The 25,293-nt window shown below is 53.1% G+C and carries 27 protein-coding genes; 14 read left to right on the plus strand and 13 right to left on the minus strand.

From position 1 onward, the window contains the following. Positions 1–38 precede the first annotated feature (38 nt). Positions 39–1,049: a beta-propeller fold lactonase family protein gene (locus ACT6RZ_RS07020; protein WP_444701417.1), complete on the minus strand. Its 1,011-nt coding sequence runs from the start codon at positions 1,047–1,049 to the stop codon at positions 39–41. A 203-nt stretch (positions 1,050–1,252) separates the two neighbouring features. Between ACT6RZ_RS07020 and ACT6RZ_RS07025 the strand changes: the two genes are divergently transcribed. Further along, on the plus strand, positions 1,253–1,984 hold the full coding sequence (locus ACT6RZ_RS07025) for a hypothetical protein (RefSeq protein WP_444701418.1): 732 nt from the start codon (positions 1,253–1,255) through the stop codon (positions 1,982–1,984). 139 nt (positions 1,985–2,123) lie between these two features. Then, positions 2,124–2,666, plus strand: coding sequence for an RNA pyrophosphohydrolase (locus ACT6RZ_RS07030; protein WP_379056907.1), 543 nt, complete (start codon positions 2,124–2,126; stop codon positions 2,664–2,666). A 31-nt stretch (positions 2,667–2,697) separates the two neighbouring features. On the opposite strand, the gene msrA is transcribed toward ACT6RZ_RS07030, so the two are convergent. Next, positions 2,698–3,207 carry a peptide-methionine (S)-S-oxide reductase MsrA gene (msrA, locus tag ACT6RZ_RS07035; RefSeq protein WP_444701419.1) on the minus strand — a complete coding sequence of 170 codons (510 nt, stop codon included), beginning with the start codon at positions 3,205–3,207 and terminating at the stop codon, positions 2,698–2,700. Between the two features lie 163 nt (positions 3,208–3,370). Here msrA and gap (ACT6RZ_RS07040) point away from each other — a divergent pair, with 163 nt between their 5' ends. Further along, positions 3,371–4,372 (plus strand): type I glyceraldehyde-3-phosphate dehydrogenase, encoded by a 1,002-nt coding sequence (gap, locus tag ACT6RZ_RS07040; protein WP_444701420.1) that lies wholly within the window; start codon positions 3,371–3,373, stop codon positions 4,370–4,372. 77 nt (positions 4,373–4,449) lie between these two features. Further along, on the plus strand, positions 4,450–5,643 hold the full coding sequence (locus ACT6RZ_RS07045) for a phosphoglycerate kinase (RefSeq protein WP_444701421.1): 1,194 nt from the start codon (positions 4,450–4,452) through the stop codon (positions 5,641–5,643). A gap of 59 nt (positions 5,644–5,702) precedes the next feature. On the opposite strand, the gene ACT6RZ_RS07050 is transcribed toward ACT6RZ_RS07045, so the two are convergent. Continuing rightward, the gene (locus tag ACT6RZ_RS07050) at positions 5,703–6,692 is read right to left on the minus strand and encodes a diguanylate cyclase (protein ID WP_444701422.1); all 990 of its coding nucleotides are present in this window, start codon (positions 6,690–6,692) and stop codon (positions 5,703–5,705) included. Between the two features lie 150 nt (positions 6,693–6,842). Here ACT6RZ_RS07050 and gap (ACT6RZ_RS07055) point away from each other — a divergent pair, with 150 nt between their 5' ends. From gap (ACT6RZ_RS07055) to ppa, 4 genes are all read left to right on the plus strand, one after another. After that, positions 6,843–7,895 (plus strand): type I glyceraldehyde-3-phosphate dehydrogenase, encoded by a 1,053-nt coding sequence (gene gap / locus ACT6RZ_RS07055; RefSeq protein ID WP_444701423.1) that lies wholly within the window; start codon positions 6,843–6,845, stop codon positions 7,893–7,895. Positions 7,896–7,989: 94 nt separating this feature from the next. Then, positions 7,990–8,889 carry a phosphoribosylaminoimidazolesuccinocarboxamide synthase gene (locus tag ACT6RZ_RS07060; protein WP_444701425.1) on the plus strand — a complete coding sequence of 300 codons (900 nt, stop codon included), beginning with the start codon at positions 7,990–7,992 and terminating at the stop codon, positions 8,887–8,889. Positions 8,890–8,921: 32 nt separating this feature from the next. Continuing rightward, complete coding sequence (locus tag ACT6RZ_RS07065) at positions 8,922–9,218, plus strand: YkvA family protein (RefSeq protein ID WP_444701426.1); 297 nt, start codon at positions 8,922–8,924, stop codon at positions 9,216–9,218. A gap of 70 nt (positions 9,219–9,288) precedes the next feature. After that, positions 9,289–9,837, plus strand: coding sequence for an inorganic diphosphatase (gene ppa / locus ACT6RZ_RS07070; protein WP_379056899.1), 549 nt, complete (start codon positions 9,289–9,291; stop codon positions 9,835–9,837). Between the two features lie 85 nt (positions 9,838–9,922). Here the strand turns inward: ppa and ACT6RZ_RS07075 are convergent, their stop codons facing one another. Continuing rightward, complete coding sequence (locus tag ACT6RZ_RS07075) at positions 9,923–11,953, minus strand: sodium-translocating pyrophosphatase (RefSeq protein ID WP_444701427.1); 2,031 nt, start codon at positions 11,951–11,953, stop codon at positions 9,923–9,925. Positions 11,954–12,206: 253 nt separating this feature from the next. Further along, entirely contained in the window at positions 12,207–12,653 is a 447-nt protein-coding gene (locus ACT6RZ_RS07080) for a DciA family protein (protein ID WP_444701428.1), read from the minus strand. 144 nt (positions 12,654–12,797) lie between these two features. Between ACT6RZ_RS07080 and ACT6RZ_RS07085 the strand changes: the two genes are divergently transcribed. The 3 genes from ACT6RZ_RS07085 to ACT6RZ_RS07095 all read left to right on the plus strand — a co-directional run bounded on the left by ACT6RZ_RS07085 (position 12,798) and on the right by ACT6RZ_RS07095 (position 16,815). Further along, positions 12,798–13,700, plus strand: a complete 903-nt coding sequence (locus tag ACT6RZ_RS07085; RefSeq protein WP_379056895.1) for a M23 family metallopeptidase — start codon at positions 12,798–12,800, stop codon at positions 13,698–13,700. Between the two features lie 107 nt (positions 13,701–13,807). Further along, positions 13,808–16,546 (plus strand): preprotein translocase subunit SecA, encoded by a 2,739-nt coding sequence (gene secA / locus ACT6RZ_RS07090; RefSeq protein ID WP_444701429.1) that lies wholly within the window; start codon positions 13,808–13,810, stop codon positions 16,544–16,546. 128 nt (positions 16,547–16,674) lie between these two features. Next, entirely contained in the window at positions 16,675–16,815 is a 141-nt protein-coding gene (locus ACT6RZ_RS07095; RefSeq protein ID WP_444701430.1) for a DUF1289 domain-containing protein, read from the plus strand. Between the two features lie 87 nt (positions 16,816–16,902). On the opposite strand, the gene ACT6RZ_RS07100 is transcribed toward ACT6RZ_RS07095, so the two are convergent. The 7 genes from ACT6RZ_RS07100 to rsxB all read right to left on the minus strand — a co-directional run bounded on the left by ACT6RZ_RS07100 (position 16,903) and on the right by rsxB (position 21,702). After that, positions 16,903–17,370: a MarR family winged helix-turn-helix transcriptional regulator gene (locus tag ACT6RZ_RS07100; RefSeq protein WP_444701431.1), complete on the minus strand. Its 468-nt coding sequence runs from the start codon at positions 17,368–17,370 to the stop codon at positions 16,903–16,905. Between the two features lie 270 nt (positions 17,371–17,640). Beyond that, the gene (locus ACT6RZ_RS07105) at positions 17,641–18,408 is read right to left on the minus strand and encodes an HvfC family RiPP maturation protein (protein ID WP_444701432.1); all 768 of its coding nucleotides are present in this window, start codon (positions 18,406–18,408) and stop codon (positions 17,641–17,643) included. Then, positions 18,408–19,286 (minus strand): HvfB family MNIO-type RiPP peptide maturase, encoded by an 879-nt coding sequence (locus tag ACT6RZ_RS07110; protein ID WP_444701433.1) that lies wholly within the window; start codon positions 19,284–19,286, stop codon positions 18,408–18,410. The genes ACT6RZ_RS07105 and ACT6RZ_RS07110 overlap by 1 nt, the downstream gene beginning before the upstream one ends. Positions 19,287–19,306: 20 nt before the next feature. Beyond that, positions 19,307–19,645, minus strand: a complete 339-nt coding sequence (locus tag ACT6RZ_RS07115) for a hypothetical protein (RefSeq protein WP_444701434.1) — start codon at positions 19,643–19,645, stop codon at positions 19,307–19,309. Between the two features lie 103 nt (positions 19,646–19,748). Further along, a complete protein-coding gene (locus tag ACT6RZ_RS07120; RefSeq protein WP_444701435.1) occupies positions 19,749–20,198 on the minus strand; it encodes a DUF1841 family protein in 450 nt (149 codons plus the stop codon). Between the two features lie 2 nt (positions 20,199–20,200). Beyond that, on the minus strand, positions 20,201–20,860 hold the full coding sequence (gene nth, locus ACT6RZ_RS07125; protein WP_444701436.1) for an endonuclease III: 660 nt from the start codon (positions 20,858–20,860) through the stop codon (positions 20,201–20,203). Positions 20,861–20,922: 62 nt separating this feature from the next. Continuing rightward, on the minus strand, positions 20,923–21,702 hold the full coding sequence (gene rsxB, locus ACT6RZ_RS07130) for an electron transport complex subunit RsxB (protein WP_444701437.1): 780 nt from the start codon (positions 21,700–21,702) through the stop codon (positions 20,923–20,925). Between the two features lie 270 nt (positions 21,703–21,972). On the opposite strand from rsxB, the gene dapA reads away from it, so the two are divergent. The 3 genes from dapA to ACT6RZ_RS07145 are packed head-to-tail and all read left to right on the plus strand — an operon-like array spanning position 21,973 to position 24,906. Beyond that, on the plus strand, positions 21,973–22,851 hold the full coding sequence (gene dapA / locus ACT6RZ_RS07135) for a 4-hydroxy-tetrahydrodipicolinate synthase (RefSeq protein ID WP_444701438.1): 879 nt from the start codon (positions 21,973–21,975) through the stop codon (positions 22,849–22,851). A gap of 18 nt (positions 22,852–22,869) precedes the next feature. Then, the gene (gene bamC, locus ACT6RZ_RS07140) at positions 22,870–24,126 is read left to right on the plus strand and encodes an outer membrane protein assembly factor BamC (protein ID WP_444701439.1); all 1,257 of its coding nucleotides are present in this window, start codon (positions 22,870–22,872) and stop codon (positions 24,124–24,126) included. Positions 24,127–24,138: 12 nt separating this feature from the next. Beyond that, positions 24,139–24,906, plus strand: a complete 768-nt coding sequence (locus ACT6RZ_RS07145) for an MBL fold metallo-hydrolase (protein ID WP_444701440.1) — start codon at positions 24,139–24,141, stop codon at positions 24,904–24,906. 38 nt (positions 24,907–24,944) lie between these two features. Here ACT6RZ_RS07145 and ACT6RZ_RS07150 read toward each other — a convergent pair whose 3' ends face one another. Further along, positions 24,945–25,277: a P-II family nitrogen regulator gene (locus tag ACT6RZ_RS07150; protein WP_444701441.1), complete on the minus strand. Its 333-nt coding sequence runs from the start codon at positions 25,275–25,277 to the stop codon at positions 24,945–24,947. Positions 25,278–25,293: the final 16 nt, after the last annotated feature.

Raw genomic sequence — 25,293 nt, forward strand, 5'->3', positions numbered from 1 at the left:
AAAAAACTAAAAAAGGGGAGTGGAGCAACATGGTTGTATTACCTTGCTTCAAGAATAAATTGCCCGAACGACCGGCAGAGTTTGGGGCTGGCGATGGTATTGGTTACCGTGTTGCTGTTTGCATCAATGATAGAAACGGTATCCGACCCCCAGTTGGCGACGATCACTTGCTTGGTCGCTTTGTCATAGGCGATGCCCTCGGGAAACTCGCCGACTTCTATGGTCTTGACTGTCTTGCCGGTGGCGATCTCTATCACCGAGACGCTTTCCGCATGGTTGTTGCTGACATAGGCCCAGCGGCCGTCCGGGCTGACAGCCACCCCATACGGGTGCTGCCCGGTTTTGATGGTGCTGGTGTGGTATGACTCGGTATCAAGCAGGGTCAGGCTGTTGCTGACGACATTGACGACAAAAACCGTTTTGCCATCCGGGCTGAGTGTCAGGGCGAACGGGTGTATGCCTACCTTGATCTGGGCGATGGTCTGCAGCGTGCGCGTGTCTACTATGGTCACATCATCACTATCGCGGTTGGCGATGAACAGTTTTTTATTGTCTGCGCTGACCAGCATGCCGGATGGCGTTTTGCCTGCCTTAAAGGCTTTTTGTCTTTCCGGGTGCGCAGTATCGACCGCAATCACCTGCGCGCCACCCCAATCCGCCACAAACAGCGTTTTCTCGTCGCGGCTGAGCGTGATGCCCACTGCCTGAATCTTGACTGGTATCTCTTGTATGGTTTGCTGGCTGCGGCTGTTGATGACAGAAACGGTCTGGCTATTGGCGTTGCTGATATAAACGCGCTGCTGTTTGCTGGCGATCGCCACGCCGACCGGCGCCTTGCCCACCGTTATGGTGTGCGTGACCTGTTTGCTCGCTATATCCAGCACCGAGACGCTGTCGCTGCCCTGATTGGTGATGTAGGCAAGATTGCCCGCCACTGAATGCACACACCAGGTCAGCGCCAGCAACATGCTCAGGCTGAGTCGCCAGAATTTAAATCTGTGGTGATAGGTGTTTTCTACTGGGGCGGGAGTGTTTAAAACTAGGTGCATGGCTGGAAAACGATTTGAATTGAATCAGGTTGACAGCAGAGTGTGCAGAAAATTTTGTTTGTAAGCAACAAATCACACGCTTGTTTTGTAAATGTATGAAAAAAAAGGGTTTTTAACAGGGTTATGTATGCTGGCACACATATAAATGCATAAATCTCCCTACAATGATTGTGGGGAAAAGCCCTCAACTAAGGAGAACTACGATGAGAAGTTTATTGGACATAAGCTTTAAATGCATGCTCGCATTATCGTTTTTAGCTGCAACGCAATCTGCATATGCGTTAACCACAAGTACTGTGCTTGGCACCGACTTTGTGAATGGGCAATCAAGTTATAGTCAGACTTTCTCGGATGGCACCATAGCTACATTCGAGGGTAGTCGTGCCTTCGAGAAAAAAACACAGGATGGTATGACCGGTGTAGGTATTTCTGGCGGCAGGACAGCTGGCGAGATAGATGTTGGAGAAAAGCTGACCGGGACATTTTCAAAAGCAGTGATTTTTTCGACGATCACAGTGGGTTTGCTGTTTGATGGCCCTGAATACAACGATGTGCAGGAAGTAGCCAAGTTTCTGGTGAATTTTTCTGATGGTGGTTCAGACACCTATTATCTGACAGCGACCGGGATACATACTGCGAGCTGGACAGGTCCGGGTGGTGCGAGCTCAGTATTGTCGCTAGGTAGTGGGGCGGTGAATGGCGGTACCGGTGCCTGGCAGTTGACTGACCCGTTTGGCACACGTGCTGTGACCAGCATAGAGTTCGGTGCCGCCCCCGGTGTGGCCAAGCATTCTTGCCATCACTGCAACAACCAGACTGACTATACTTTGGTGAGTCTTGCGGTGACGGCAGTGCCTGAAGCGCATAGCTCAGGCATGGTGTTTGCAGGCTTGTCCATTATGGGTGCGCTGGCACTGCGCCGCAGGAGATCCTGATCAGCAGCAGTTATCTAAAAGCTCACCTGAGGTGAGCTTTTTTATTGCCCGTTGTTGTTTTCGGGCAGGTCGTCATGGATATCCTTTCATTAAACTGTAAAGTGTGAAAAAATTGCAGTAAATATTCAAGGCAGTTTTTATGTTAGATCGTGATGGGTACCGTCCTAACGTGGGGATTATTTTATGTAATACCCACAATCAGGTGTTTTGGGGAAAACGTATCAAAGAGCATGCATGGCAATTTCCTCAAGGAGGCATCAAATATGGTGAAACTCCCGAGCAGGCCATGTATCGCGAGTTGATGGAAGAAGTTGGCCTTAGACCCGACCATGTGAAGATCCTGGGGCGTACCCGTGACTGGTTACGCTATGAAGTGCCCACCAGCTGGATCAAGCGCGAGTGGCGCGGCAGCTACAAAGGCCAGAAGCAGATCTGGTTCCTGCTGCGCTTGATAGGCCGCGATTCGGATGTGTCATTGCGCGCCACCGAGCACCCTGAATTCGATGCCTGGCGCTGGAGTGAGTACTGGGTGCCACTGGCGGATGTGATCGAGTTCAAGCGTGAGGTTTACCAGTTGGCGCTGAATGAGCTCTCCACTTTTTTGCGACATCCGGCCAAGCGCTATGGCGGCAAGACGCGCAAACCCTTGACTACGCCATTGCCTAGCCTGGGTAATGACTAACCCGCTAACGACTAGCCCGCTCCAACAAACATCAAACTGCTAGTGCCAGATCGCGCGGCATTATCCATTCCGGCCGGATACGGTGACAGGTATAGCCTTCAGGGTAGCGTAACAGATAGTCCTGATGCTCCGCCTCGGCCACCCAGAAATCACTGGCAGGCGTGATTTCGGTCACTACTTTGCCTGGCCAGATGCCAGAGTCATTCATTTCGCTGATCAATTGTTCGGCCACGTGTTTCTGGCTGGCATCCAGGTAGAAAATGGCAGAACGGTATGACGGCCCGAGGTCGTTACCCTGGCGGTTCAGGGTAGTGGGGTCGTGAATCTTGAAAAAAAACACCAGCAACTGCCTCAAACTGATGCGCTCAGCATCGAATTCGATCTCCATCGCCTCGGCATGGTCGCCATGGTTGCGGTAAGTGGCGTTAGGCACATCGCCGCCGGTATAGCCGACGCGCGTGCTGGTCACGCCTGGCAGCTGGCGGATCAGATCCTGCATGCCCCAGAAACAGCCTCCCGCAAGAATTATCTTGTCTGACATACTAAAAATCTCTCTTTAAAAGGTGGGTAAACAGCCAAAAGCAAACGCAGGCATATTCCGGCGCGATGTGGCTTATCAAATCAACCACTTACAAACTGTCCAGTATATGAGGTTTAGGTTAAAATGCTGAGTTTTAGTTCTATTGTATTCGCTGGGGAGAAATATGGCTGTCAAGTTGGGAATTAACGGATTCGGACGTATTGGTCGTATGGTGCTGCGCGCAGCCGTTCAAGAAGCCGAGTTCAATGATATTGAAGTGGTAGCCATCAATAGCTCGTATGACATCGAATATATGATGTACATGCTCAAGTATGATTCGGTGCATGGCCGTTTTCAGGGCAGTGTAGAAGCCGATAACGGTGATCTGGTCGTCAATGGCAAACGCATATACCTGACCGCCGAACGCGACCCCAGCAATATAGACTGGAGCAAGGGCGGGGCAGAAGTCATCGTCGAATCTACCGGGGCTTTCCTGACTGAAGAAAGCTGTCAGCCACACCTGAACCGCGGCGCCAGAAAAGTGGTGCAATCTGCCCCGGGTAAAGATGACACTCCTATGTTTGTGTATGGCGTGAACCATGAGGATTATGCAGGCCAGTCTATCATTTCGGCGGCTTCGTGCACCACCAACGGCCTGGCGCCGCTTGCCAAAGTGCTGCATGACAACTTTGGCGTCAAGCGTGGCCTGATGACCACTATCCATGCGGCGACAGCCTCTCAGCTGACGGTAGACGGTACTTCCAAGAAAGACTGGCGCGGCGGCCGTAGCGTGTTTGAAAACATTATTCCTTCCAGCACTGGCGCCGCCAAGGCGGTGGGTAAAGTCATCCCGGCACTGAACAAGAAATTGACGGGTATGTCCATGCGCGTGCCCTCTGCTGATGTGTCCGTAGTCGACCTCACGGTAGAGCTCAGCAAGGAAACGACTTACGAAGCGATCTGCGAGGCGATGAAACAGGCTTCCACCGGCGCATTGAAAGGTGTGCTGGATTACACTGCCGACAAAGTGGTTTCTACCGATTTCCGCAGTAGCCCGGCAGCCAGCGTGTTTGATGCCGATGCCGGCCTGATGCTGGACCCGACCTTTGTCAAAGTGATAGGCTGGTACGATAACGAATACGGTTATACCTGCAACCTGTTGCGTCTGGTGCAGCATATTGCTTAATGAGACGGGGCTGATGGCCCCGTTTTTACATTCCATTCTGATTTCTTTTTAAGCGGTATATCGCTCGGAGTACGTGTATGAAATTCATTAAAATGACTGACCTCGACTTGCGTGGCAAGCGTGTATTTATCCGTGCCGATCTGAATGTGCCGGTGAAAGATGGTGTCGTGACCAGCGACGCACGTATCGTGGCCAGCATGCCGACCATAGAGTTTGCCTTGAAAGCGGGCGCTAAAGTCATGGTGACTTCGCATCTGGGGCGTCCCGAAGAGGGCGTGTATTCAGAAGAAAACTCCCTGAAGCCGGTGGCTGATGTGATGAGCAAGTTGCTGGGCCAACCAGTGCGCCTGGTGAAAAACTGGCTGGCGCCGAATGCGCCGGCTGACAGCCTGGGCACTGGCGAAGGCGAGCTGATCTTGCTGGAAAACTGTCGCTTCAATGTCGGCGAAAAGAAAAACCATGACGAGCTGGCAAAAAAATATGCCGCGCTGTGCGATGTATTCGTCATGGATGCATTTGGCACCGCGCACCGTGCAGAAGCCTCTACTCACGGTATCGCCAAATTCGCACCAGTGGCCTGTGCCGGTATCCTGCTCACCGACGAGCTGGATGCCTTGAGCAAGGCCTTGCTGGCACCTGCCAGGCCATTCGTGGCTATCGTCGGCGGCTCCAAGGTCTCGACCAAGCTGACCGTGCTGGAAAGCCTGGCCGATAAAGTGGATCAGTTAGTGGTGGGCGGCGGTATTGCCAATACCTTTCTCAAGGCCGATGGCCATGAAGTGGGTAAGTCATTGTGTGAGGACGATCTGGTGGATACCGCACGCAAGCTGATGGAGAAAATGGCGGCGCGCGGCGCCTGTGTGCCTATCGCCAAAGATGTGGTGGTAGGCAAGCAGTTTGACGCGGACGAGCCAGCGGTTAAAAAGCCAGCCAGCGAGGTGGCGGCCGATGACATGATCTTTGATATAGGCGAAAAATCAGCTGCCGAGCTGGTTGAGATCATCATGCAGGCTGGCACAGTGGTGTGGAACGGGCCGGTAGGCGTGTTTGAATTTGACCAGTTTGGCGACGGCACCAGGACCATCGCCAATGCCATTGCCGAAACCAAGGCGTTTACGCTGGCGGGTGGCGGTGACACCATCGCTGCCATTCAAAAATATGATATCTATGACAAGGTCTCGTATATCTCTACCGCGGGTGGCGCTTTCCTCGAGTTTCTGGAAGGCAAGACTTTGCCGGCAGTGGCTATCCTGGAACAGCGGGCCGGTTAATCAAGTGTATACCCTGCCGGCTTGTGCAGCCGGTCACGGCTGTTAACAACGGCAGTCAGCTAAAAAGTGAGCGGTACAGTGAGCCGGTGGTGTTTGTCGTAGACTTCGACCCGGTTCCGGCCTTGTTTTTTGGCCACGTAAAGCGCCTTGTCTGCCTGTTCGATCAGCAGGTCGCCGTCCTCACTGAAATTCAATGACTGGTTGCGCGCATGCTGTTCTTTGTGGCTGGTAGACTGGTGCATGCCCAGCGAAGCAATGCCTATGCTGATGGTCATCAACCTGTGCCCGGCGAAGCGTATATCCAGCTCCATGACTTTCTGCCGTATGCGTTCGGCGATCTTGATCGCCTCCTGCTGCGTGGTCTGACCCAGTATCAGCACAAACTCCTCACCGCCATAACGCGCAGCCATGTCGCCAGGCCGGTTGCTGTAGCGTTTTAAAATCCCGGCCAGCTTGCGCAGGCATTCATCCCCGGCGGCATGCCCCATGCTGTCGTTCAGCTGTTTAAAATGGTCTGCATCTATCATCATCACGCTTAGGCTGGATTGATGCCTGATGGCGCGTGACCATTCATCGCGCATGAATTGTTCCAGACGGCGGCGATTGGCCAGGCCGGTCAGCGGGTCGGTGTGGGTCAGGGCAGAGATACGATCTTCAACCTGTTTGTGATGCGTGATATTGGTCAGCGACAGCAGGAATAACTTGTTATCTGCCAGTGCAGTCTGCATGGGTTGCAGACTCAGGGTGAGCCAGGTGGGCTGTTTGGTCGGCGTGTGACACAGATAGTCCATGCTAAAGTGACCTGATCTGCCACTTAATACATTTTCTATGCCTTTCACCAATGGCGGCAGGTTGGTGTCTTCATTGGCACGGCAGATATCCAGATAGGCGATGCCGAACCAGTCGGTATTGATCTCCAGACCGTAGAACAAGCCGAATGCACGCCATGCCTGATTCACGTAGATGATACTGCTGGTCTCATCGATCACTGCGATCTGCAGTGGCAATGTGTCCAAAATGCCATTCAGTAATTGTTCTGCAATGTCCACAAAATATCCAACAAGGTTGCTGAAATTTACAACGGGAAGTGCTTGTCACACCCTATTCTATTGAAGCGTAAACCGGCTGTCTAACCTTCAGGATGTAAATTAGCATTAAAATTGCTTACAAATAAGCATTCAACAGTGAAAGAGACCAACATGGCTATTCGAGTAGGCATTAACGGGTTTGGCAGGATAGGGCGCATGGTGCTGCGAGCCGCATTAAATCAGGCAGAGTTCGCAGAACTGGACATCGTTGCCATCAACGGTATCGAAGAGCCCGAGCATATGTTGTATATGCTTAAATACGATTCTGTGCACGGCAGGCTGGCTTATGATGCACACTTAGAGGGCGATTTTCTGGTGGTGGATGGTAAAAGGATACGTCTGACGGCGCATACCGATCCCGCGCATATAGACTGGAAAGCACATCATGTCGATGTGGTGATCGAGTGTACCGGCGTATTCCTGACGCAGGAATCCTGCGCCGCGCACATTGCCGGTGGCGCGCGTATCGTGGTGCAGTCTGCACCGGGCAAAGATGACACCCCTATGTATGTGTATGGTGTGAACCACCATGATTACCGTGGCGAAAATATTGTTTCTGCCGCTTCCTGCACCACCAATGGCCTGGCGCCAATCGTCAAAGTGCTGCATGACCATTTTGGGGTCAAGCGTGGATTGATGACCACCATACATGCCGCCACGGCTACCCAGAAAACCGTGGATGGCACCTCGAAAAAAGACTGGCGCGGTGGACGCGGTGTGTTTGAAAACATCATTCCTTCCAGCACCGGCGCGGCCAAAGCGGTAGGTAAAGTCATTCCGGCATTGAACAAAAAACTGACCGGCATGGCGATGCGTATCCCTTCGGCGGATGTGTCTGTGGTGGATCTGACTGTGGAACTGCTGGAGGAGACCTCTTATGCCGAGATCTGCGCCGCCATGAAATATGCCTCTGAACGTGATCTGAAAGGCGTGTTGGGTTATACCGAAGAGCAGGTGGTGTCCAGTGACTTCCGCGGTTATCCGGCCGCCAGTGTGTTTGACGCCAGCGCCGGCATCATGCTGGACGCCACGTTTGTGAAACTGATAGGCTGGTATGACAACGAATATGGTTATACCTGCAACCTGTTACGCCTGTCGCAATATGTCGCGCATGCCCAGCTGGCCGTCAGCCATCAGCCGTCACAGGAAGCCGTAGCCGCTTAGGCCGACTGTGCATGCAGTGCCATGACTGCTAAATTGTTCGCCCGCAACAGGGTAGCGCATTTATAATATCGCTTTTTACTTTGCGGTAGATATTATGCGTGCGCCTTTGCTGGAAACCTCGATTAAAAGCCTGAAGAGATTGCATCAAGGCAAGGTGCGCGATATTTATGCTATCGACGACCACACCATGTTGCTGGTGAGTACCGATCGCCTGAGTGCCTTTGATGTGATCCTGCCTACCGGCATACCGCACAAAGGCGCTATGCTGACGCAAATGGCTAACTTCTGGTTTGAACAGCTGGCCGATGTGGTGCCCAACCACCTGACTGGTATCGCGCCTGAATCTGTGGTTGCCGCCGATGAAGTGGAGCAAGTCAAAGGCCGTGCCGTGGTGGTTAAAAGACTGAAGGCTTTGCCGCTGGAAGCCATAGTGCGCGGCTACCTGGTCGGCAGTGGCTGGAAAGAATACCAGGCCAAAGGCACGGTATGCGATATCGCCTTACCGGCTGGTCTGCAACTGGCGCAAAAACTGCCTGCTCCATTATTCACCCCTTCCAGCAAGGCCGCCGTAGGCGAGCATGATGAAAATATCAGCATCGCCGAGGTCGAAGCGCTGATCGGTAAAGACTTGACCGCGCAAGTGGAAAAAGCCGCCATCGCGCTTTACACCAAAGCGGCAGAATATGCACTGACCAAAGGCATCATCATCGCCGATACCAAATTCGAGTTCGGTGTCGATGCGCAAGGTGTATTACATGTGATGGATGAAGTACTCACTCCTGATTCCTCCCGCTTCTGGCCTGCAGATCAGTATCAGGTGGGTGCCAATCCTCCCAGCTACGACAAGCAATATGTGCGGGACTGGCTGGAAACCTGCGACTGGAATAAAACCGCCCCTGGTCCTGCTTTGCCTGCCGAGATAGCGCAACGCACCTCAGCCAAATATATGGAAGCGTTTGCCAAATTGACCGGCCGCACTTTGCAGGTCGACTAGTGCGAACCCAGCGCCGGCATCACTGAAATAATATGGGTTTACGCGCACAATTGGCGACACTGGCCAGCCGCTTCAAACAGGAAGTCGCGTTTTACCGTGCGCTACAGCAACATGCGCTCACACCCAAGGTTGCAAAAATACTGTTGTGGCTGGCACTAGGCTATCTGGTGTTGCCGTTTGACCTGATCCCCGACTTTATCCCGGTGATAGGGCAGCTGGATGAGCTGGTGATCATCCCCTTATTGCTCTACCTGGCGCTGAAATTCACCCCGGTTGCAGTGCGACAGGCATGCCGGGATGCAGTGGAATCTGCGCAGGATCAAAAATAATGCGGTTTGCAAACAAAGGTTTATGTTAATCGCCTATAATGGCGGCTTTTCGTGAAATAGGTTTGAAAAGATGTCTTTGAATTTGGTAGCAAGCGGCAAAGACTTGCCGAACGATTTTAACGTCATTATTGAGATCCCAGCCAATGGCGACCCGGTCAAGTACGAAGTAGACAAAGAAAGTGGTGCACTGTTTGTGGACCGCTTTATGGGTACTTCCATGCAATACCCGTGTAACTACGGCTATATTCCGCACACGCTGGGTGATGATGGAGACCCAGTGGATGTGCTGGTGATCACGCCAGTACCATTGTTGCCTGGTGTGGTTGTACGTTGCCGTGCCTTAGGCATGCTGAAAATGACTGACGAAGCCGGTGGCGATGCCAAAGTGCTGGCAGTGCCTATCGAAAAAGTATGCGGTCTTTACGCTTACCAGAAAACATTGAGTGATGTTTCCCCATGGCGTCTGGACATGATCGCCCACTTCTTTGAGCATTACAAAGATCTGGACAAAGGCAAATGGGTGAAGATCGAGGGCTGGGCCGGTGTGGATGAGGCGCATGCGGAAATCATGGATGGCGTTGCGCGTTACAACGCTTTAGAAGTGAAACCTGCCTTCTGATCCCTGTCTGCTCAACTTTAGCGGCACATGCAGTATAAAAAAAAGTCGGCCCAGGCCGACTTTTTTGTTTTTGCGCAGTGTATTTTTAATGCAATAGCGGCACTATCAATAGCGCCACAATATTGATGATCTTGATCAAAGGGTTAACAGCCGGGCCTGCGGTGTCTTTGTATGGGTCACCTACAGTATCGCCGGTGACTGCCGCTTTATGCGCATCCGAGCCTTTGCCACCATGATGACCATCTTCAATATACTTTTTGGCATTATCCCAGGCACCACCGCCGGTACACATGGAGATCGCCACAAACAGGCCGGTGACTATGGTGCCCATCAGCAGGCCACCGAGTGCCACCGGGCCCAGGCATAAGCCAACCAGTATAGGCGCCGCCACCGGCAGTAATGAAGGGATCATCATTTCCTTGATCGCCGCCGTGGTCAGCAGGTCAACCGCCTTGCCGTATTCCGGCTTGGCTGTGCCTTCCATAAGGCCTTTGATCTCGCGGAACTGGCGGCGTACTTCTTCCACCACACTGCCTGCAGCACGGCCGACCGCTTCCATCGCCATCGCCGCAAACAGAAAAGGGATCAGGCCGCCGATAAACAGGCCTATGATGACTTTGGGGTCGCTCAGGTCAAAACTGGCGGTGATGCCTGCACTTTCCAGCTTGTGCGTGTAATCGGCAAACAGCACCAGCGAGGCCAGGCCGGCAGAGCCGATCGCATAGCCTTTGGTCACCGCTTTAGTGGTGTTGCCGACGGCGTCTAACGGGTCGGTGACGTCACGCACGCTGCTGGGCAATTCCGCCATTTCGGCAATGCCACCGGCGTTGTCTGTGATCGGGCCATATGCATCCAGTGCCACGACTATGCCTGCCATACTCAGCATGGACATGGCGGCAATGGCGATACCATACAGGCCGGCCAGGTGAAACGAGACATAAATAGCCGCACATACAGAAAGCACCGGCAGCGCAGTAGATTTCATGGACACGCCTATGCCGGCGATGATATTGGTGGCATGGCCGGTGGTGGAGGCTTGTGCCACATGTTTGACCGGGGCGTAATCGGTGCCGGTGTAGTATTCGGTGATCCATACCAGTGCGGCGGTCAGTACCAGCCCGACGGCACAGGCCCCAAACAATGCCTGGCTGGTAACCGTCACTTCGCCGTGCGTGTAGCCTTGCGGAAAGGCATATTGCGTGACAAAGTAAAATGCGATCAGCGACAGCACCCCGGCGACAGCCAGTCCTTTATAGAGCGCAGGCATCACGTTCTTCATGCCGGGCGAGGCTTTGACAAAGAAACAGCCGATAATAGAGGCAACGATAGACACGGCGCCCAGCAACAATGGGTAAAGCACGCCATTGGCCCCGGCTTCAGCCGCCATCAGGCCGCCTAACACCATGGTGGCGATCAGGGTCACCGCATAGGTCTCAAACAGGTCGGCAGCCATGCCGGCACAGTCGCCGACGTTATCGCCTACATTGTCGGCGATCACCGCCGGGTTGCGCGGGTCATCTTCAGGAATGCCAGCTTCGACCTTGCCTACCAGGTCAGCCCCTACATCGGCGCCTTTGGTGAAGATGCCGCCACCCAGACGCGCGAAAATCGAGATCAGTGATGAACCGAACGCCAGGCCTATCAGCGGGTTCAGATCGGTGGCCTGTTCAGCACCCAGAAAAATATAGAAGCCGGTCACCCCTAGCAAGCCCAGCCCGACCACCAGCATGCCGGTAATGGCACCGCCCTTGAAGGCGACATCCAGAGCCGCGCCTATGCCATTGGTCGCTGCCTGCGCGGTGCGTACATTGGCTTTTACCGACACGTTCATACCGATAAAGCCGCAGGCACCAGACAGCACGGCGCCGACGACAAAGCCTATGGCGGTGTATAAGCCAAGAAAAAGTCCTATGAGAACAGCCAGAATGATGCCGACCAGGGCAATGGTTTTGTATTGCCTGGCCAGATAGGCGGCCGCGCCTTGTTGAATCGCCCCTGCAATCTCTTGCATGCGGGCGTTGCCTGCAGGTAAACCCGAAATCCACTTACTCATTACTACGCCATAAAGTACCGCTAAAACTGCTGCGCCTATGGCCAACATTAATGCGACTGACATGTGTTCTCCTGTTCCTGGTGAAACTGCGTTGAACGTAATGACTACTTGATACCTGTTACTCAAGTTGTAAAAGTTGAATCGTGAATGCTGGGCTGCGTATCCTTCAGGTAAATGATCAGTTGTAAATAAAGTGTAACAGGGTGGTGCATTATTGCACTATTTAAAGAATGCGCACAAGTAGAGTGCGCAGGGCGTGTCAGGCGCCGCAAGATGCCACTGCGGCAAGCCTTTTAATCGCGGGGAAAAGGCAGGGTCATGAATCGCGCTGGCGGTCGATAAAATGGCGTAAAGCTGCTTCAAGTGCCGGGTTTTCGATCTGGTCAGCGCAGGCTTGCAGCGTGTTCAACGCTTGGTCTGAAGGTGATTGGATACGTTTCTGCCTGGGTTTTGGCCTAGATTTTACTTGCACTTTGACCTTTATTGAGCTAAGGTTTAACCCTTTGATTTTCTGGGAATTTTGGCAAAAATCCCGGATTCTTTGTATCAGTCCGGTTTCTAGTAGCCGGATTTTGCTGGCGACTGCGCCTGATTGCGCGGCTACGGTGAGTATGCCGTTTTCTACCGCCAGCACCTGGGAAAGTTTTGAAAGTTCCGGGGCAACCGCAGACCACATTTGCTGTAATTGTTGACGATCGTAAGCTTCGTCTAATAACGGCTTGAGTTCTTGATGTTGTGTGAAGATCCGATTGATTTTTAACATGCGTGGGTTTTTGGTAGTGCGTGTTTAAAATTCGTGGTTGTCTAAAATGCGTGGTTGTCCGCAGAGTGCTTGAATATTGTACTACACCGGTTATTCTCACGGGCTACTCCTGTGGGCAATCGGTTAAAAGCGAGAGTTCGTGGCATGATTAATATCATTATTGTTTCAGAAAAAATGGCCAAGCCGAAAACGCTGGGTATCTTTGAAAGCCTGGGCGTGGTCCTGGCCCTGATACTGGTGCCTGTGGTGTTGACTTTGCTGTTCATCACCCCGCAACAAGTCATCAAGACCCAGGGTGTGAAAGCGATTTTACCGCCGCATTTAAGAGGCGCCATGCTTTCCACACAAAGTCACCTGGATGCCTATGCCAAGCAAATCGGCGAGTTACAGGCGCGTATCCTGCGCCTGGATGCGCAAAATCAGCGTTTATCCAAACTGGCAGGCATCAAAACCAGTGCCGAGCCTATCAATGAGCGTACTTCTGTCAATGAAGTCATAGGCCAGGGCGGGCCGTTGGTGAAAGATGCGCCGCTGTCTGAAGAAGACCTGAAAGCCACCATAGAGCAGATGTCGGCTGATCTTGATTTCCGTGATGAGTACCAGGGCAAGATAGAGGCTAAGTTATTGTTAAAGAGTGTGCTGCGCGAAATGCTGCCTAACAGCAGCCCGGTCGATGCGGCTTACAGCTCTTCCAGCTATGGCTGGCGTATAGATCCGCTGAGTGGCCACCGCGCCTTTCATGAGGGGCTGGATTTCCCGGCGGCTTCCGGCACACCTGTCTACGCTGCGGCTGACGGCATAGTGAGCACCGCCGTACAAACTTCTGATTACGGCAATTTATTGAAGATAGATCATGGTTCCGGGCTGGAAACGCGCTATGCGCACAACTCCAGATTGCTGGTCAAAGCCGGTGAACGGGTGACCAAAGGCCAGAAAGTGGCACTCATAGGCAGCACAGGCCGTTCTACCGGGCCGCATCTGCATTACGAGATACGCCTGAATGGCAACCCGCTAGACCCGCGGGAATACCTCAGGAACCATTCCTGACCGAATTCAGTTGCCGGCATGCAATAATCAAGACAATTCGCCTGTATATCTTATACAATCCTAGTTTATTTCTTATAACCCCGCTGCGGCGGATATCGGTGTGACTCATGTTAGCCTCGTTGTTTAAAAAATTCTTTGGTAGCCGTAATGACCGCCTGGTCAAACAATATCAGCAAACCGTCAAACAAATTAATGCGCTGGAGCCAGAGTTTCAGGCCTTGAGCGATGAGCAGTTGCGGGCAAAGACCGAAGAGTTCAAACAACGCTACACGCAGGGCGAGACGCTGGAGGATTTATTGCCGGAAGCGTTTGCCGTGGTGCGTGAGGGCAGCAAGCGCGCCCTGGGCATGCGTCATTTTGATGTGCAGCTGATAGGCGGCATGGTGCTGAATGCAGGCAAGATCGCCGAGATGCGCACTGGTGAAGGTAAAACGCTGGTAGCCACGCTGCCCACTTACCTGAATGCGCTGACCGGCAAAGGCGTGCATGTGGTCACCGTCAACGATTACCTGGCCAAGCGCGATGCCGAGTGGATGGGCAAGCTGTATAACTTTCTCGGCTTGAGCGTAGGCATCAATCTTTCGCAGATGCAGCATGATGCCAAGCAGCAGGCTTATGCTTCGGATATCACCTACGGTACCAATAACGAGTTCGGTTTCGACTACCTGCGCGATAATATGGTGTTCAGCAAGGAAGAGCGCGTACAGCGGCCTTTGCATTATGCGCTGGTGGATGAAGTTGACTCCATCCTGATCGATGAGGCGCGTACGCCACTGATCATTTCCGGCCAGGCCGAGCATAGCGTTGACCTGTATGGCGCGATCAATGAAGTCGCCAAGCAGCTGGTGCGCCAGACCGAAGAAGAAGGTGAAGGCGACTTCTGGGTAGATGAAAAAGCGCAAAGTGTGACCATGAGTGAAGCCGGGCATGAGCATGCGGAGCAATTGCTGGAACAAGCCGGCATGCTGCCTGCAGGTTCCAGTTTGTATGAGCCGGCCAATATTACGCTGGTGCATCATCTGTATGCTTCCTTGCGCGCGCAAAACCTTTATCACCGCGACCAGCACTATGTCGTACGCAATGATGAGATCGTGATCGTCGATGAGTTCTCCGGCCGTATGATGCCTGGCCGCCGCTGGTCAGATGGCCTGCATCAGGCAGTGGAAGCCAAAGAAGGCGTGGCTATCCAGAAAGAGAACCAGACGCTGGCTTCTATCACCTTCCAGAACTACTTCCGCATGTATCAGAAATTGAGCGGCATGACAGGTACGGCGGATACCGAAGCTTATGAATTCAACCAGATCTATGCGCTGGAAACCGTGGTCATCCCTACCCACAGGCCGGTGCAGCGTACCGATGCGATGGACAAGGTCTACCGCACCGGCATGGAGAAATATAAAGCGGTCATTGAAGATATCAAGCAATGTCAGGCCAAAGGCCAGCCAGTGCTGGTCGGTACTACTTCGATCGAGAACTCCGAGCTGATCTCGCAACTGCTCACGCAGGCCAAGCTGGAACATCAGGTACTCAACGCCAAACAGCATGAACGCGAAGCGACCATTGTCGCTGAAGCCGGTCGCCCTGGCATGATCACCATTGCCACCAATATGGCCGGTCGTGGTACTGACATTGTGCTGGGCGGTAACTCTGAAGGTGAGATCCACGCCATTAATGAGGATGCCAGTCTGAGTGATGCCGACAAGGCCAGCAAAGTCGCGCAGCTCAAGGCTGAATGGCAGCAACGCCACGATGCAGTGCTTGCCGCAGGCGGCTTGCATATCATAGGTACCGAGCGTCACGAATCACGTCGCGTCGATAACCAGTTGCGTGGCCGTTCTGGTCGCCAGGGCGATCCGGGCTCCAGCCGTTTTTACCTGTCACTTGAAGACCAGTTATTGCGTATCTTCTCCGGCGAGCGCGTGGCAGCGATCATGACGCGGCTCAATATGCCTGAAGGCGAGGCGATAGAGCATGCCATGGTCACGCGTGCGATTGAAAACGCACAGCGCAAGGTTGAAGGCCGCAACTTCGATATCCGCAAGCAATTGCTGGAATACGATGATGTATCAAATGATCAGCGTAAAGTGATCTACGAGCAACGCAACGAACTGCTGGAATCGGTAGATGTGGGGCAGACCATACGTGCCATGCGTGAAGACGTGGTCAACAGCCTGTTTGCTACGCATATTCCCCCTGGCAGTGTAGAAGAGCAATGGGATGTACCAGCGCTGGAAGTGGCGTTGCGTGAAGATGCCAACCTGACCCTGCCGGTCGCCGAGTGGCTGGAAGGCAACCCCGACCTGCATGCCGAAACCTTGCGTGACCGCATCGTCGAGGCGGCCAATGAGAGTTATGCGTCCAAGGAAGCCCTGGCTGGCAACGATAACATGCGCAATTTCGAGCGCGCGGTCATGCTGCAAAGCCTGGACAACCATTGGCGTGAGCATCTGGCGGCGCTGGATCACCTGCGTCAGGGCATACATCTGCGCTCATATGCGCAGAAGAATCCCAAGCAGGAATACAAACGCGAAGCATTCGAACTGTTTGAATCATTGCTGAATACAGTCAAAACTGAAGTCACTAAAATTACCATGCAAGTGCAAGTCCGCTCACGCGAAGAGCTGGAAGCCGAAGAGCGTCGCGCTGAAGAGGCATTGCGTGCTACCGATGTCGGCAATGTGCAATATCAGCACACCGACTATGACAATGCCCTGAGCAGTACTGGTAAGGCCGCCGCAGACAAACAGCCGTTGAACTTGCCGGAAGGCGTACGCGTGGGCCGTAATGAACCATGTCCATGTGGATCTGGTAAACGTTACAAGAATTGCCACGGTGCATTAAGTTAAATGCACCGGTTATAGAGCGCATTCAGTTAAATGCAACGATTGTTAAGAGTACATTGAGTTAACCGTACGAAAGGCTTGCAGTGTCTGATCAGACTATTATTCCCTCGCCCTGTATAGGCGTGTGCAGCATGGATGAAGGCAGTGGTTACTGTGAAGGGTGTTTTCGTACCCTGGAAGAGATCCGGCAGTGGTGGGACATGGACAACGCTGCCAAATCCGAAGTGATTAAAAAAGCAGCGGCGCGTGAGGCAGCAGTATTTGGCGATTAACGCCAGTTGATCTTTAACAGCACGCAACAAAAAAGCCGGCATAGCCGGCTTTTTTGTTTTACATGTTTATTATGTACTGTTCGCTATTTACAGATCTGCCATCGGATGATTACCCAGGGTAGATGTTTTGCTATCCAGCTGTGAAACCACCAGTTCTAACGAGGATTTCAGGTTTTTGAGAGCGTCCATCTCCATGGTCGCCAGCACCTGCGGCAGTATGCCATCTACAGGTTGCGGGGCTTTGGCGAGTATGGCATGCCCGGATGGTGTGACCAGTAAACCGACTTTACGCTGATCTTCAGTCAAACGCTGTTTTTTGACCAGTTGTTTCTTGACCAGCTTTTCAACCAGCAGGCTGCAGGTGGATTGATGTATGGAAAGATTCTCTGCCAATCTTGAGACGCCAAGTTCGGGATGCGTCGCGATCTCGTTTAACAGCCAAAGCTGCGAACCGGAAATACCGCAAGTTGATTCAATTTCCCGGAAATGCTGTCTCACCGCCCCAAAAATAATACGGAACTGTTTAAGTGCTTCTTTAGCTAGTGAATTCTGCATAATCAATATATTTCTAAATTCTTTGTTGACATTCTATCAGTTTCTTTAGAAAGAAATGAGCAACAAGCGCATGCGGACAGGAAAAAAACTTTCTGGATAATTATTGTTGCGTTAATTAGTTGGCTGAAAGTCGCCAGAAAAAGCGTACTTGAATTTTACCCGGCCTTGAGCCAGGGCGGTGCGCTGATGGGTATGGCTGCTATCAGCCACGGCAAAAAACAGTAAAGAAAGGATTGTTAATTGTTGTAAAAATACGACAAGCATTGATGGCTATGTATATTTATGGGCGATAGCCTGCTGCTGGTAGAGGCTGTATAGCAGCTGTAATCCGAATTCTGAAACGCTTTGCACCGATAAATGCGGCAGGCTTTCTTGCGCCAGTTGCACAAGATGCTGGCTGACAATGGCTGGTTGTGATTGTATGCGTTGCAATAAATCATAGCTGCTCGCATTGAGCTCGCTAAACGCGATGCTGAAATCCGCTTTTCTGTATACCAGCAAATAAGTTGGCGAGGCTGCCAGGTGTGCATGCTTTTTAGACAGCAGGTGCACCGCATAATCGTAGCTCAATAGCATGTGCGCCGCCGCTAGCTGCAAAACCGCTCCGGCCAGGTCGCTTGCCTGGTGGATATCCGTGACTGGCGATGCTGAGGGTGCTGCATCTGGCAGCTTAGCCAGATATAACTCCACCCATTCGTAATGGGCCAGCTGAAACGTGTAGGGCGGCAAGTCGTGTGTAGCCAGATCCAGCGTTTGCAGATAATCGACCAGCGCTTTGGGAATATCCGCGAATAACGGGCTGGTGAATCTATGATGCTGAAAGCATTGTCTCGCCAGCTGGTTGAAACGACGCTTGCCTAATATGGAAAGCAGCACCGGGAAGCAGGCGCTGATGCTGGCGGAAAAGTTGTTGAACACGATTTCGCGGTAAATAGCTATGCGCCTGGCATCCACCCCCTGCGGTTTGGGCTGTTGCGCAGGATTACGCAGGTGCGCATTAAACGCCGCCTGATATTGCTGAAACAGCGCTGGTTTCATCAGGCGACCCGGTTCACACTGTGTGGGGATGACTGAATCGCTTGTTGCTGCATGCGCTGGATAGTGTCGACTTCCTGCATCAGCTCTGCTAATGGCGGGATATGCGTGTCGCGTTCGAGCAGGGTGGGGAAGACGCCAAGCTTCTGGTAGGCATAGGCCAGTAGTTGCCACACCGGGTCTATAACGGCTGCGCCGTGCGTATCTACCAGTAAGTCGGATGCGACTTGCAGGTGGCCGGCGATATGGCCATAGACGATACGCTCGGCCGGCATCTGGTCAATAAAGCTGCAGGCATCAAAGCCGAAATTCACGCTGTTCACATACACATTATTGATATCCAGGTGCAGGTTACAGTCTGCTTCACTGAGCACGGCATTGATAAAGCTGCTTTCATCCATCTCGGAGATGGGCGCAGCCACATAGAACGAGGCATTCTCGACGGCTATCCTTTGCCCTAGGATATCCTGCGTCTGCCGTATGCGCTGCGCGACGTGATGCACCGCTTCTTCGGTGAACGGGATAGGCAGCAAGTCGTAGATATAGCCATTGGCGCTGTCACTGCAATAGCTTAAATGTTCGCTATACAGGGGGATTTCAAAGTCAGCCAGAAACTGTTTCACTTGCTGTAAAAAACCGACATTGAGCGGGTCGGGCCCGCCCAGCGACAAGCACAGACCATGGCAAACCATAGGGTAACGCTCGGCAAACCAGCGCAGGTCGGCAGCATATCTGCCACCGGCCGCTATCCAGTTCTCAGGGGCGATCTCTACAAACTGCAGATGCTCAAGCAGGGCCAGGCCATGATGCTGTTTGAGCGGCTGCATGAGCTCTCGTTTCAGCCCTAGCCCGGTACCCGCAATATCAGACAGCTGTGCCATGCTTTAAACAGCGTTAGCCATTATTTGCTGGCGTGGCAGGCGCCTTCTTTCATCTTCTCGGCCGAACAGCTGCCTTCTTTTGACTTGTCAGCCGCATCGGCGTCTGTTTTAGCCTTATCATGGTGATGGTTGCCATCTTTTGCTTTGTCTGCAGAACAATGACCTTCTTTGGATTTTTTCTTGTCTGCGCTGCACTTGCCATTGGCACATTTGCCTTCCTTGGCTTTTTCGGCATCTGCCACCTGATAGCCTTGGCCCAGGGTTTTCAGTTCAAACGGATTTTCTGCGGCTTGGGCGGCAGCGGCAGCCACAGATAAAGCAAGCGCACTGGAAATGGCAGCGATTTTATGGGTAGTCATATTGGTTTCCTTAATTAACAGTGATAAAAGTGGACTTGCCTGTGTGTAAAAACTAATCAGTGTTCAGCTGCATAGCGATGGCTACTGGCTATTGAAACACAACTTAAGTTGAGGGAGCAATGCCGGCGCGTTGCTCTATCAGTTGCAGATAATGCGCGGCATCCAGCCCGGTCTGGTTGCGTTGCGCCAGCCAGATGGTTTCTGCCAGGCATTCCAGCAGGGCATGCTGGGCTTCATGTTCTTCCTGGTAGCGCGTGCATAGTTTGCCATAGGCCTGCGTGATGCCGGTCGGCTGGTTGATGCTGATCTGCTCCTGGATAGACAGGTGCAGACTCATGTGCAGGAAGGGATTGGTCTCACCCATCTCAGGGTAATAGGCTTGCTGCAGATGCTGATCCGGCGCATCGAGGATGGCCTGGTATTCAGGGTGCAGATGCATGATGCCGACCGCCATTTTCTCAAGGTCGGTCAAACCCTGCTGTTGCCGGAACTTGGCCCAGGCATCAAAGAAAAACTGACGTACTTCATCGCGGCTGGGGTTGAATAAGGCCATGGTTAGCTTCCTGCCGGTGGTAACACCGGGTGTATCTGTTTATCACGATATTCACATAAATCGACTATGCAGCAGACCCCGCATTTAGGGCTGCGCGCAGTACAGGTATAACGGCCGTGCAAGATCAGCAAGTGGTGTGCGTCCTGCAAGAACTGCCGGGGTGTGCTGCTTAAAAAACGTTGTTCGACTTCAAGCACGGTTTTGCCAGTGGCCAGTTTGGTGCGATTGCCGACGCGAAACAAATGGGTATCGACGGCAATGGTCGGCTGACCAAACGCGGTGTTTAAAATCACATTGGCCGTTTTTCTACCCACACCCGCCAGCGCCTCCAGTGCTTCACGCTTGTCAGGTACTTGACCCTGGTGCAGGCTGATTAGTTGCATGCAGCATTTCAATACGTTTTGCGCCTTGGCATGGTACAGGCCTATGGTCTTGATATAGCTTTCCAGCCCCGCTATGCCTAGATCGACTATGGCTTGCGGTGTGTTGGCGGCCTTGAACAGTTTGCGCGTGGCGATATTGACGCCTTTATCTGTGGCCTGGGCTGACAGGATGACGGCGATCAGCAATTCAAACGTGCTGCTGTATTCCAGTTCTGTGGCCGGATGCGGGATGGCAATAGCCAGTCTTTCAAAAATGGCGAGTCTTTTTTGTGCATTCATAAAGGCAATATCAACAATCGCTGGCTTGCTGGCATGCAATCAAGCAGCTGGTAAATGGTAAGTCACTCATGGTCTTTTGCCGGGCGGGTGCTGGTTTTTAAGGCTTGCACCCGTGCCATGGCCGCTGCGATCGCTGCTTTCTTGATAGCGTCTGTGCCTGGTGCACTGGCTGTTTTAAGCCCGGCAGTCAGACTCTGTTTTTTCTGGCTGCCGCTTTGCGGCCGCGCCAGTTTTGCGCGTTCTTGCCGCTGCTGCCGCTGCAGATGGCGTTGCCGTGCCCGATCTGCAGCCTCGGCTGCATGTGCAGTTCCCGCTTGTGCGGCATCGGCGAATGTAGTTTCGGCAGGCGCAAGCGGTTGCATGATGATGCAATCGACCGGGCAGGGCGCCAGGCATAACTCACAGCCTGTGCATTCATGGCTGATCACCGTGTGCATCTGCCTGGAGGCACCCAGGATAGCATCCACCGGGCAGGCCTTGATACAGAGGGTGCAGCCTATGCAGCGTTGCTCATCTATCATGGCGATCGCTTTGGGCTTGGTGATGCCGTGCGCGGTGTTGAGCGGCAAATAGGGCAGGGCCAGCAGTTTTGCCAGCATGCGTATGCCGCTGTCGCCACCGGGAGGGCACTGGTTGATGTTGGCCTCTCCCCCGGCGATGGCGGCCGCGTATGGTTTGCAGCCAGGGTAGCCACATTGCTGGCATTGGGTTTGCGGCAGCAGCTGGTCTATACGTGCAACCAGGTCAGCGCGTTCAACCACAGCAGTGTGCTCAATACCCGGGCGCTGCTGGCCGCTGGCGTCTGTCATGGGCGCAATCGCATCATGGCTAAAAGGTTGCATGAAATCACACGCAAGCTGCGTTTCTCACCGTCAATTTTTCAAGATGGTTATTATAGCCGAATCCAGCGGGTGACATCGTCGATAGGCTTGTAGGAGTGGCGCAGCGTAAGGCCGATTTTGCCTGCTTTTTTGCGCGCAACACCGGCGGGCGGATTTATTGCTGCTGCTTGCCGTGCCTGAGGCGATACACTGCGCTAATGCAGCGCGCTTCTTTGGCGTTCAGGCGCATAATCAGTTAAAATAATCGCTTTATTATCGAATGGCAGAAGTATGTTAACGGGTAGTTTGGTGGCAATCGTTACCCCCATGTTTGAAGATGGTCGTCTGGATCTGGATGCGCTCAAGAAATTGATCGATTTTCATATAGACGCCGGGACAGACGGCATCGTGATCGTCGGCACCACCGGCGAGTCGCCGACTGTCGATGTGGATGAGCATTGTGTGCTGATCAAGACCACGGTTGAGCATGTTGCCAAACGCGTGCCGGTGATCGCCGGTACCGGGGCGAACTCGACTTCTGAGGCCATAGAACTGACGGCAAAAGCCAAGGCACTCGGGGCTGATGCCTGCTTGCTGGTGGCGCCTTACTACAACAAACCATCGCAAGAAGGCTTGTACCAGCATTTTAAAGCAGTGGCGACAGCCGTCGATATTCCGCAGATTCTTTATAATGTGCCTGGTCGCACCGGCTGTGACCTGACTAACGACACCGTTTTGCGCCTGGCGGCTGTGCCCAATATCGTCGGCATCAAAGACGCGACCGGCGGTATCGAACGTGGTACCGATCTGCTGTTGCGGGTGCCGGCTGATTTTGCCGTCTACAGCGGTGACGATGGCAGTGCACTGGCGTTGATGCTGCTGGGCGGCAAAGGCGTGATTTCTGTGACTGCCAATGTGGCCCCGCGCCTGATGCATGAAATGTGTGTTGCTGCACTCAAAGGCGATGTGGTGAATGCACGGGCGGCAAATGCCAAACTGTTTGCCTTGCATCAGAAATTGTTTGTAGAAGCTAATCCGATCCCGGTGAAATGGGTATTACAACAAATGGGAATGATTGCGGCTGGTATCCGTTTGCCACTGGTCAATCTTTCAACCCAATATCATGAAGTGCTGCGTCACGCCATGAAACAGGCGGAGATCGCATCTTAAATGAGGGAAATGAATTACATGAGTAATGTGTTTTTACAGCGTGCGCTGCTGATAGGTCTGGTTGTCGTGTTGGCTGGCTGCGATTCGATACCATTTTTGAATAACAGTTCTGATTACAAGGGCGCTGGCCGCTCCAAATCGCTGGAAGTTCCGCCAGACCTGACTTCGGTGCGCACCAGTGGCACTTATAACGTGCCTGGCAGCACCAGCTATTCTGCCTATAGCCAGAATCAGGAAGTGCAGGAGCAGAATGGCCCTGCGCCGGTACTGGCCGATATGAAGAACGTGCGCATGGTGAAAGCCGGTTCCCAGCGCTGGCTGGTGGTCAATGCGCCGCCGGAAAAGATCTGGCCTATCGTGCGTGATTTCTGGCTGGACCAGGGTTTTGCAGTCAAAGTCGAGAATCCTGAGGTCGGCGTGATTGAAACCGAGTGGTTGCAGTCAGATGCCATCAAACCTAAAGAAGATAACCGTGGCTACGGCGACAAGTTTGATGCCTGGCTGGATAAATTATCCGGTTTTGCCGACAGACGCAAATTCCGCACCCGGCTGGAGCGCGGTGAAAAAGAGGGCACGACCGAGATTTACATGACGCACAGGACTGTCGCCGGTGCGCCGGATGATGGCAAGAACTACGTGAATACCCAGCTGGGTAAGATAGATACGGGTTACCGTATCAATGCTGCAGACAACAAGGTGACCGCCGGCCAGGAGTTTGATGCCGACCTCGATGCCGAGTTGTTGCGCCGCATGATGGTCAAACTGGGCCTGGACGAACAGAAAGCCGATCAGGTCATTACCCAGGCCGCTTCTGACAAACATGCTGATGTGGTGAAAGAGCCGGACCAGAGTGTGACGCTGAAGCTGAACGAACCGTTTGATCGCGCCTGGCGTCGTGTCGGGCTGGCCCTGGACCGTATCGGTTTTGTCACTGAAGATAAAAACCGTTCTGAGGGTATCTTCTATGTGCGTTATGCAGACACCGATGCCGAAGACCCGATCAAGCAGAAAAAAGGCTTGCTGGAGCGCCTGAAGTTCTGGGGCAGTGACGATGACGACAAAGCCCAGGGCTCTGTTGAAAGCAAATCTGGAGATAAGACCAAGTTCTGGAAGGGCACTGCAGAAGGCGACAAAGCCAGCAAACAGTACCATATCCAGGTATTGGAGAATGCTGACGACACCACCGATGTGTATGTGTTGACGCCAGATAACAAGCGCAATACTTCAACCACGGCTAACCGCATTGTGTCACTGCTCTATGAACAGTTGAAATAAGCGGGGACTCGCGTGCGATTTGCATCGTTAGGCAGTGGCAGTGCAGGAAATGCCACTGTGGTGGAAGCCGGGGAGACCCGGCTTTTGCTTGACTGCGGGTTCAGTGTCAAAGAGACCGTGCTGCGCCTGAACCGGCTCGGCCTGCAGCCGGAGCAGCTGTCAGGGATCGTGATCACCCATGAACATGACGACCATGCGCGTGGGGCCTTCAAGCTGGCGGCGCGCTACCAGGTGCCGGTATGGACGACCTATGGCACTTATACCATGTGCCAGCGCTATCTGCCTGCGCAGCCGCTGACTGTGCATATCATAGACGCGCATACCAGGTTCGCCGTGCAGGAGATTGAAGTGATGCCTTATCCGGTACCCCATGATGCGCGGGAGCCGGCCCAGTTCGTGTTCGGCGACGGTGCGCGCAGATTTGGCGTATTGACTGATGTCGGCAGTGTGACGCCGCATATTGTGGCCATGCTGCAAGGCTGCGACGGCCTGCTGCTCGAATGTAATCATGATCTGGAGATGTTGCGCACCGGGCCGTATGCGCACTCGCTCAAGAAACGTGTAGGGGGCTGGCTGGGGCATCTGGATAACCAGAGCAGTGCCAAACTGCTGGCGCAACTGGATAACAGCAAGCTGAAACATTTAGTGGCGGCGCACCTGAGCGAAAAAAATAATACGCCTGCGTTGGCACAGCAGGCGTTAAGTGAAGTATTACAATGTGCAGCTGACTGGGTGCAAATCGCCAGTCAACAGCAGGGGCTGGACTGGCGAACTTTATAGGTCTTTGCTTGACCCGTCAGCGCTTGGGCAGGCAGGTGTTAATCCAGCACATGGATCTGTTCGGATAAACGTATCATGCGTTCCACCGGCGTCACCCAGACGATACCGTCGCCGATATTGCCGGTGTGGCCGACTTCTACTATGGTTTGCAAAACGCCTTCTACCAGCTCGTCCGGCACCACCATGTATAAATACACTTTAGGGCTGTAGTCGGTCAGCTCTTCGCGCACGCCTATGCTCGGCTTTTGCAAGTGGTGGCCGCAGCCTTCGACCTTGTTGACCGACATGCCAGGAAAGCCCTTGATATTACGCAGTGCCGAGCGGATCTTTGCTAGTCTGGCTGGTTGTATGACGGCTTTGATTTCTTTCATAAAATATCCTTTCGAG

Source organism: Methylophilus sp. (assembly GCF_052437885.1).
Lineage (GTDB): Bacteria > Pseudomonadota > Gammaproteobacteria > Burkholderiales > Methylophilaceae > Methylophilus.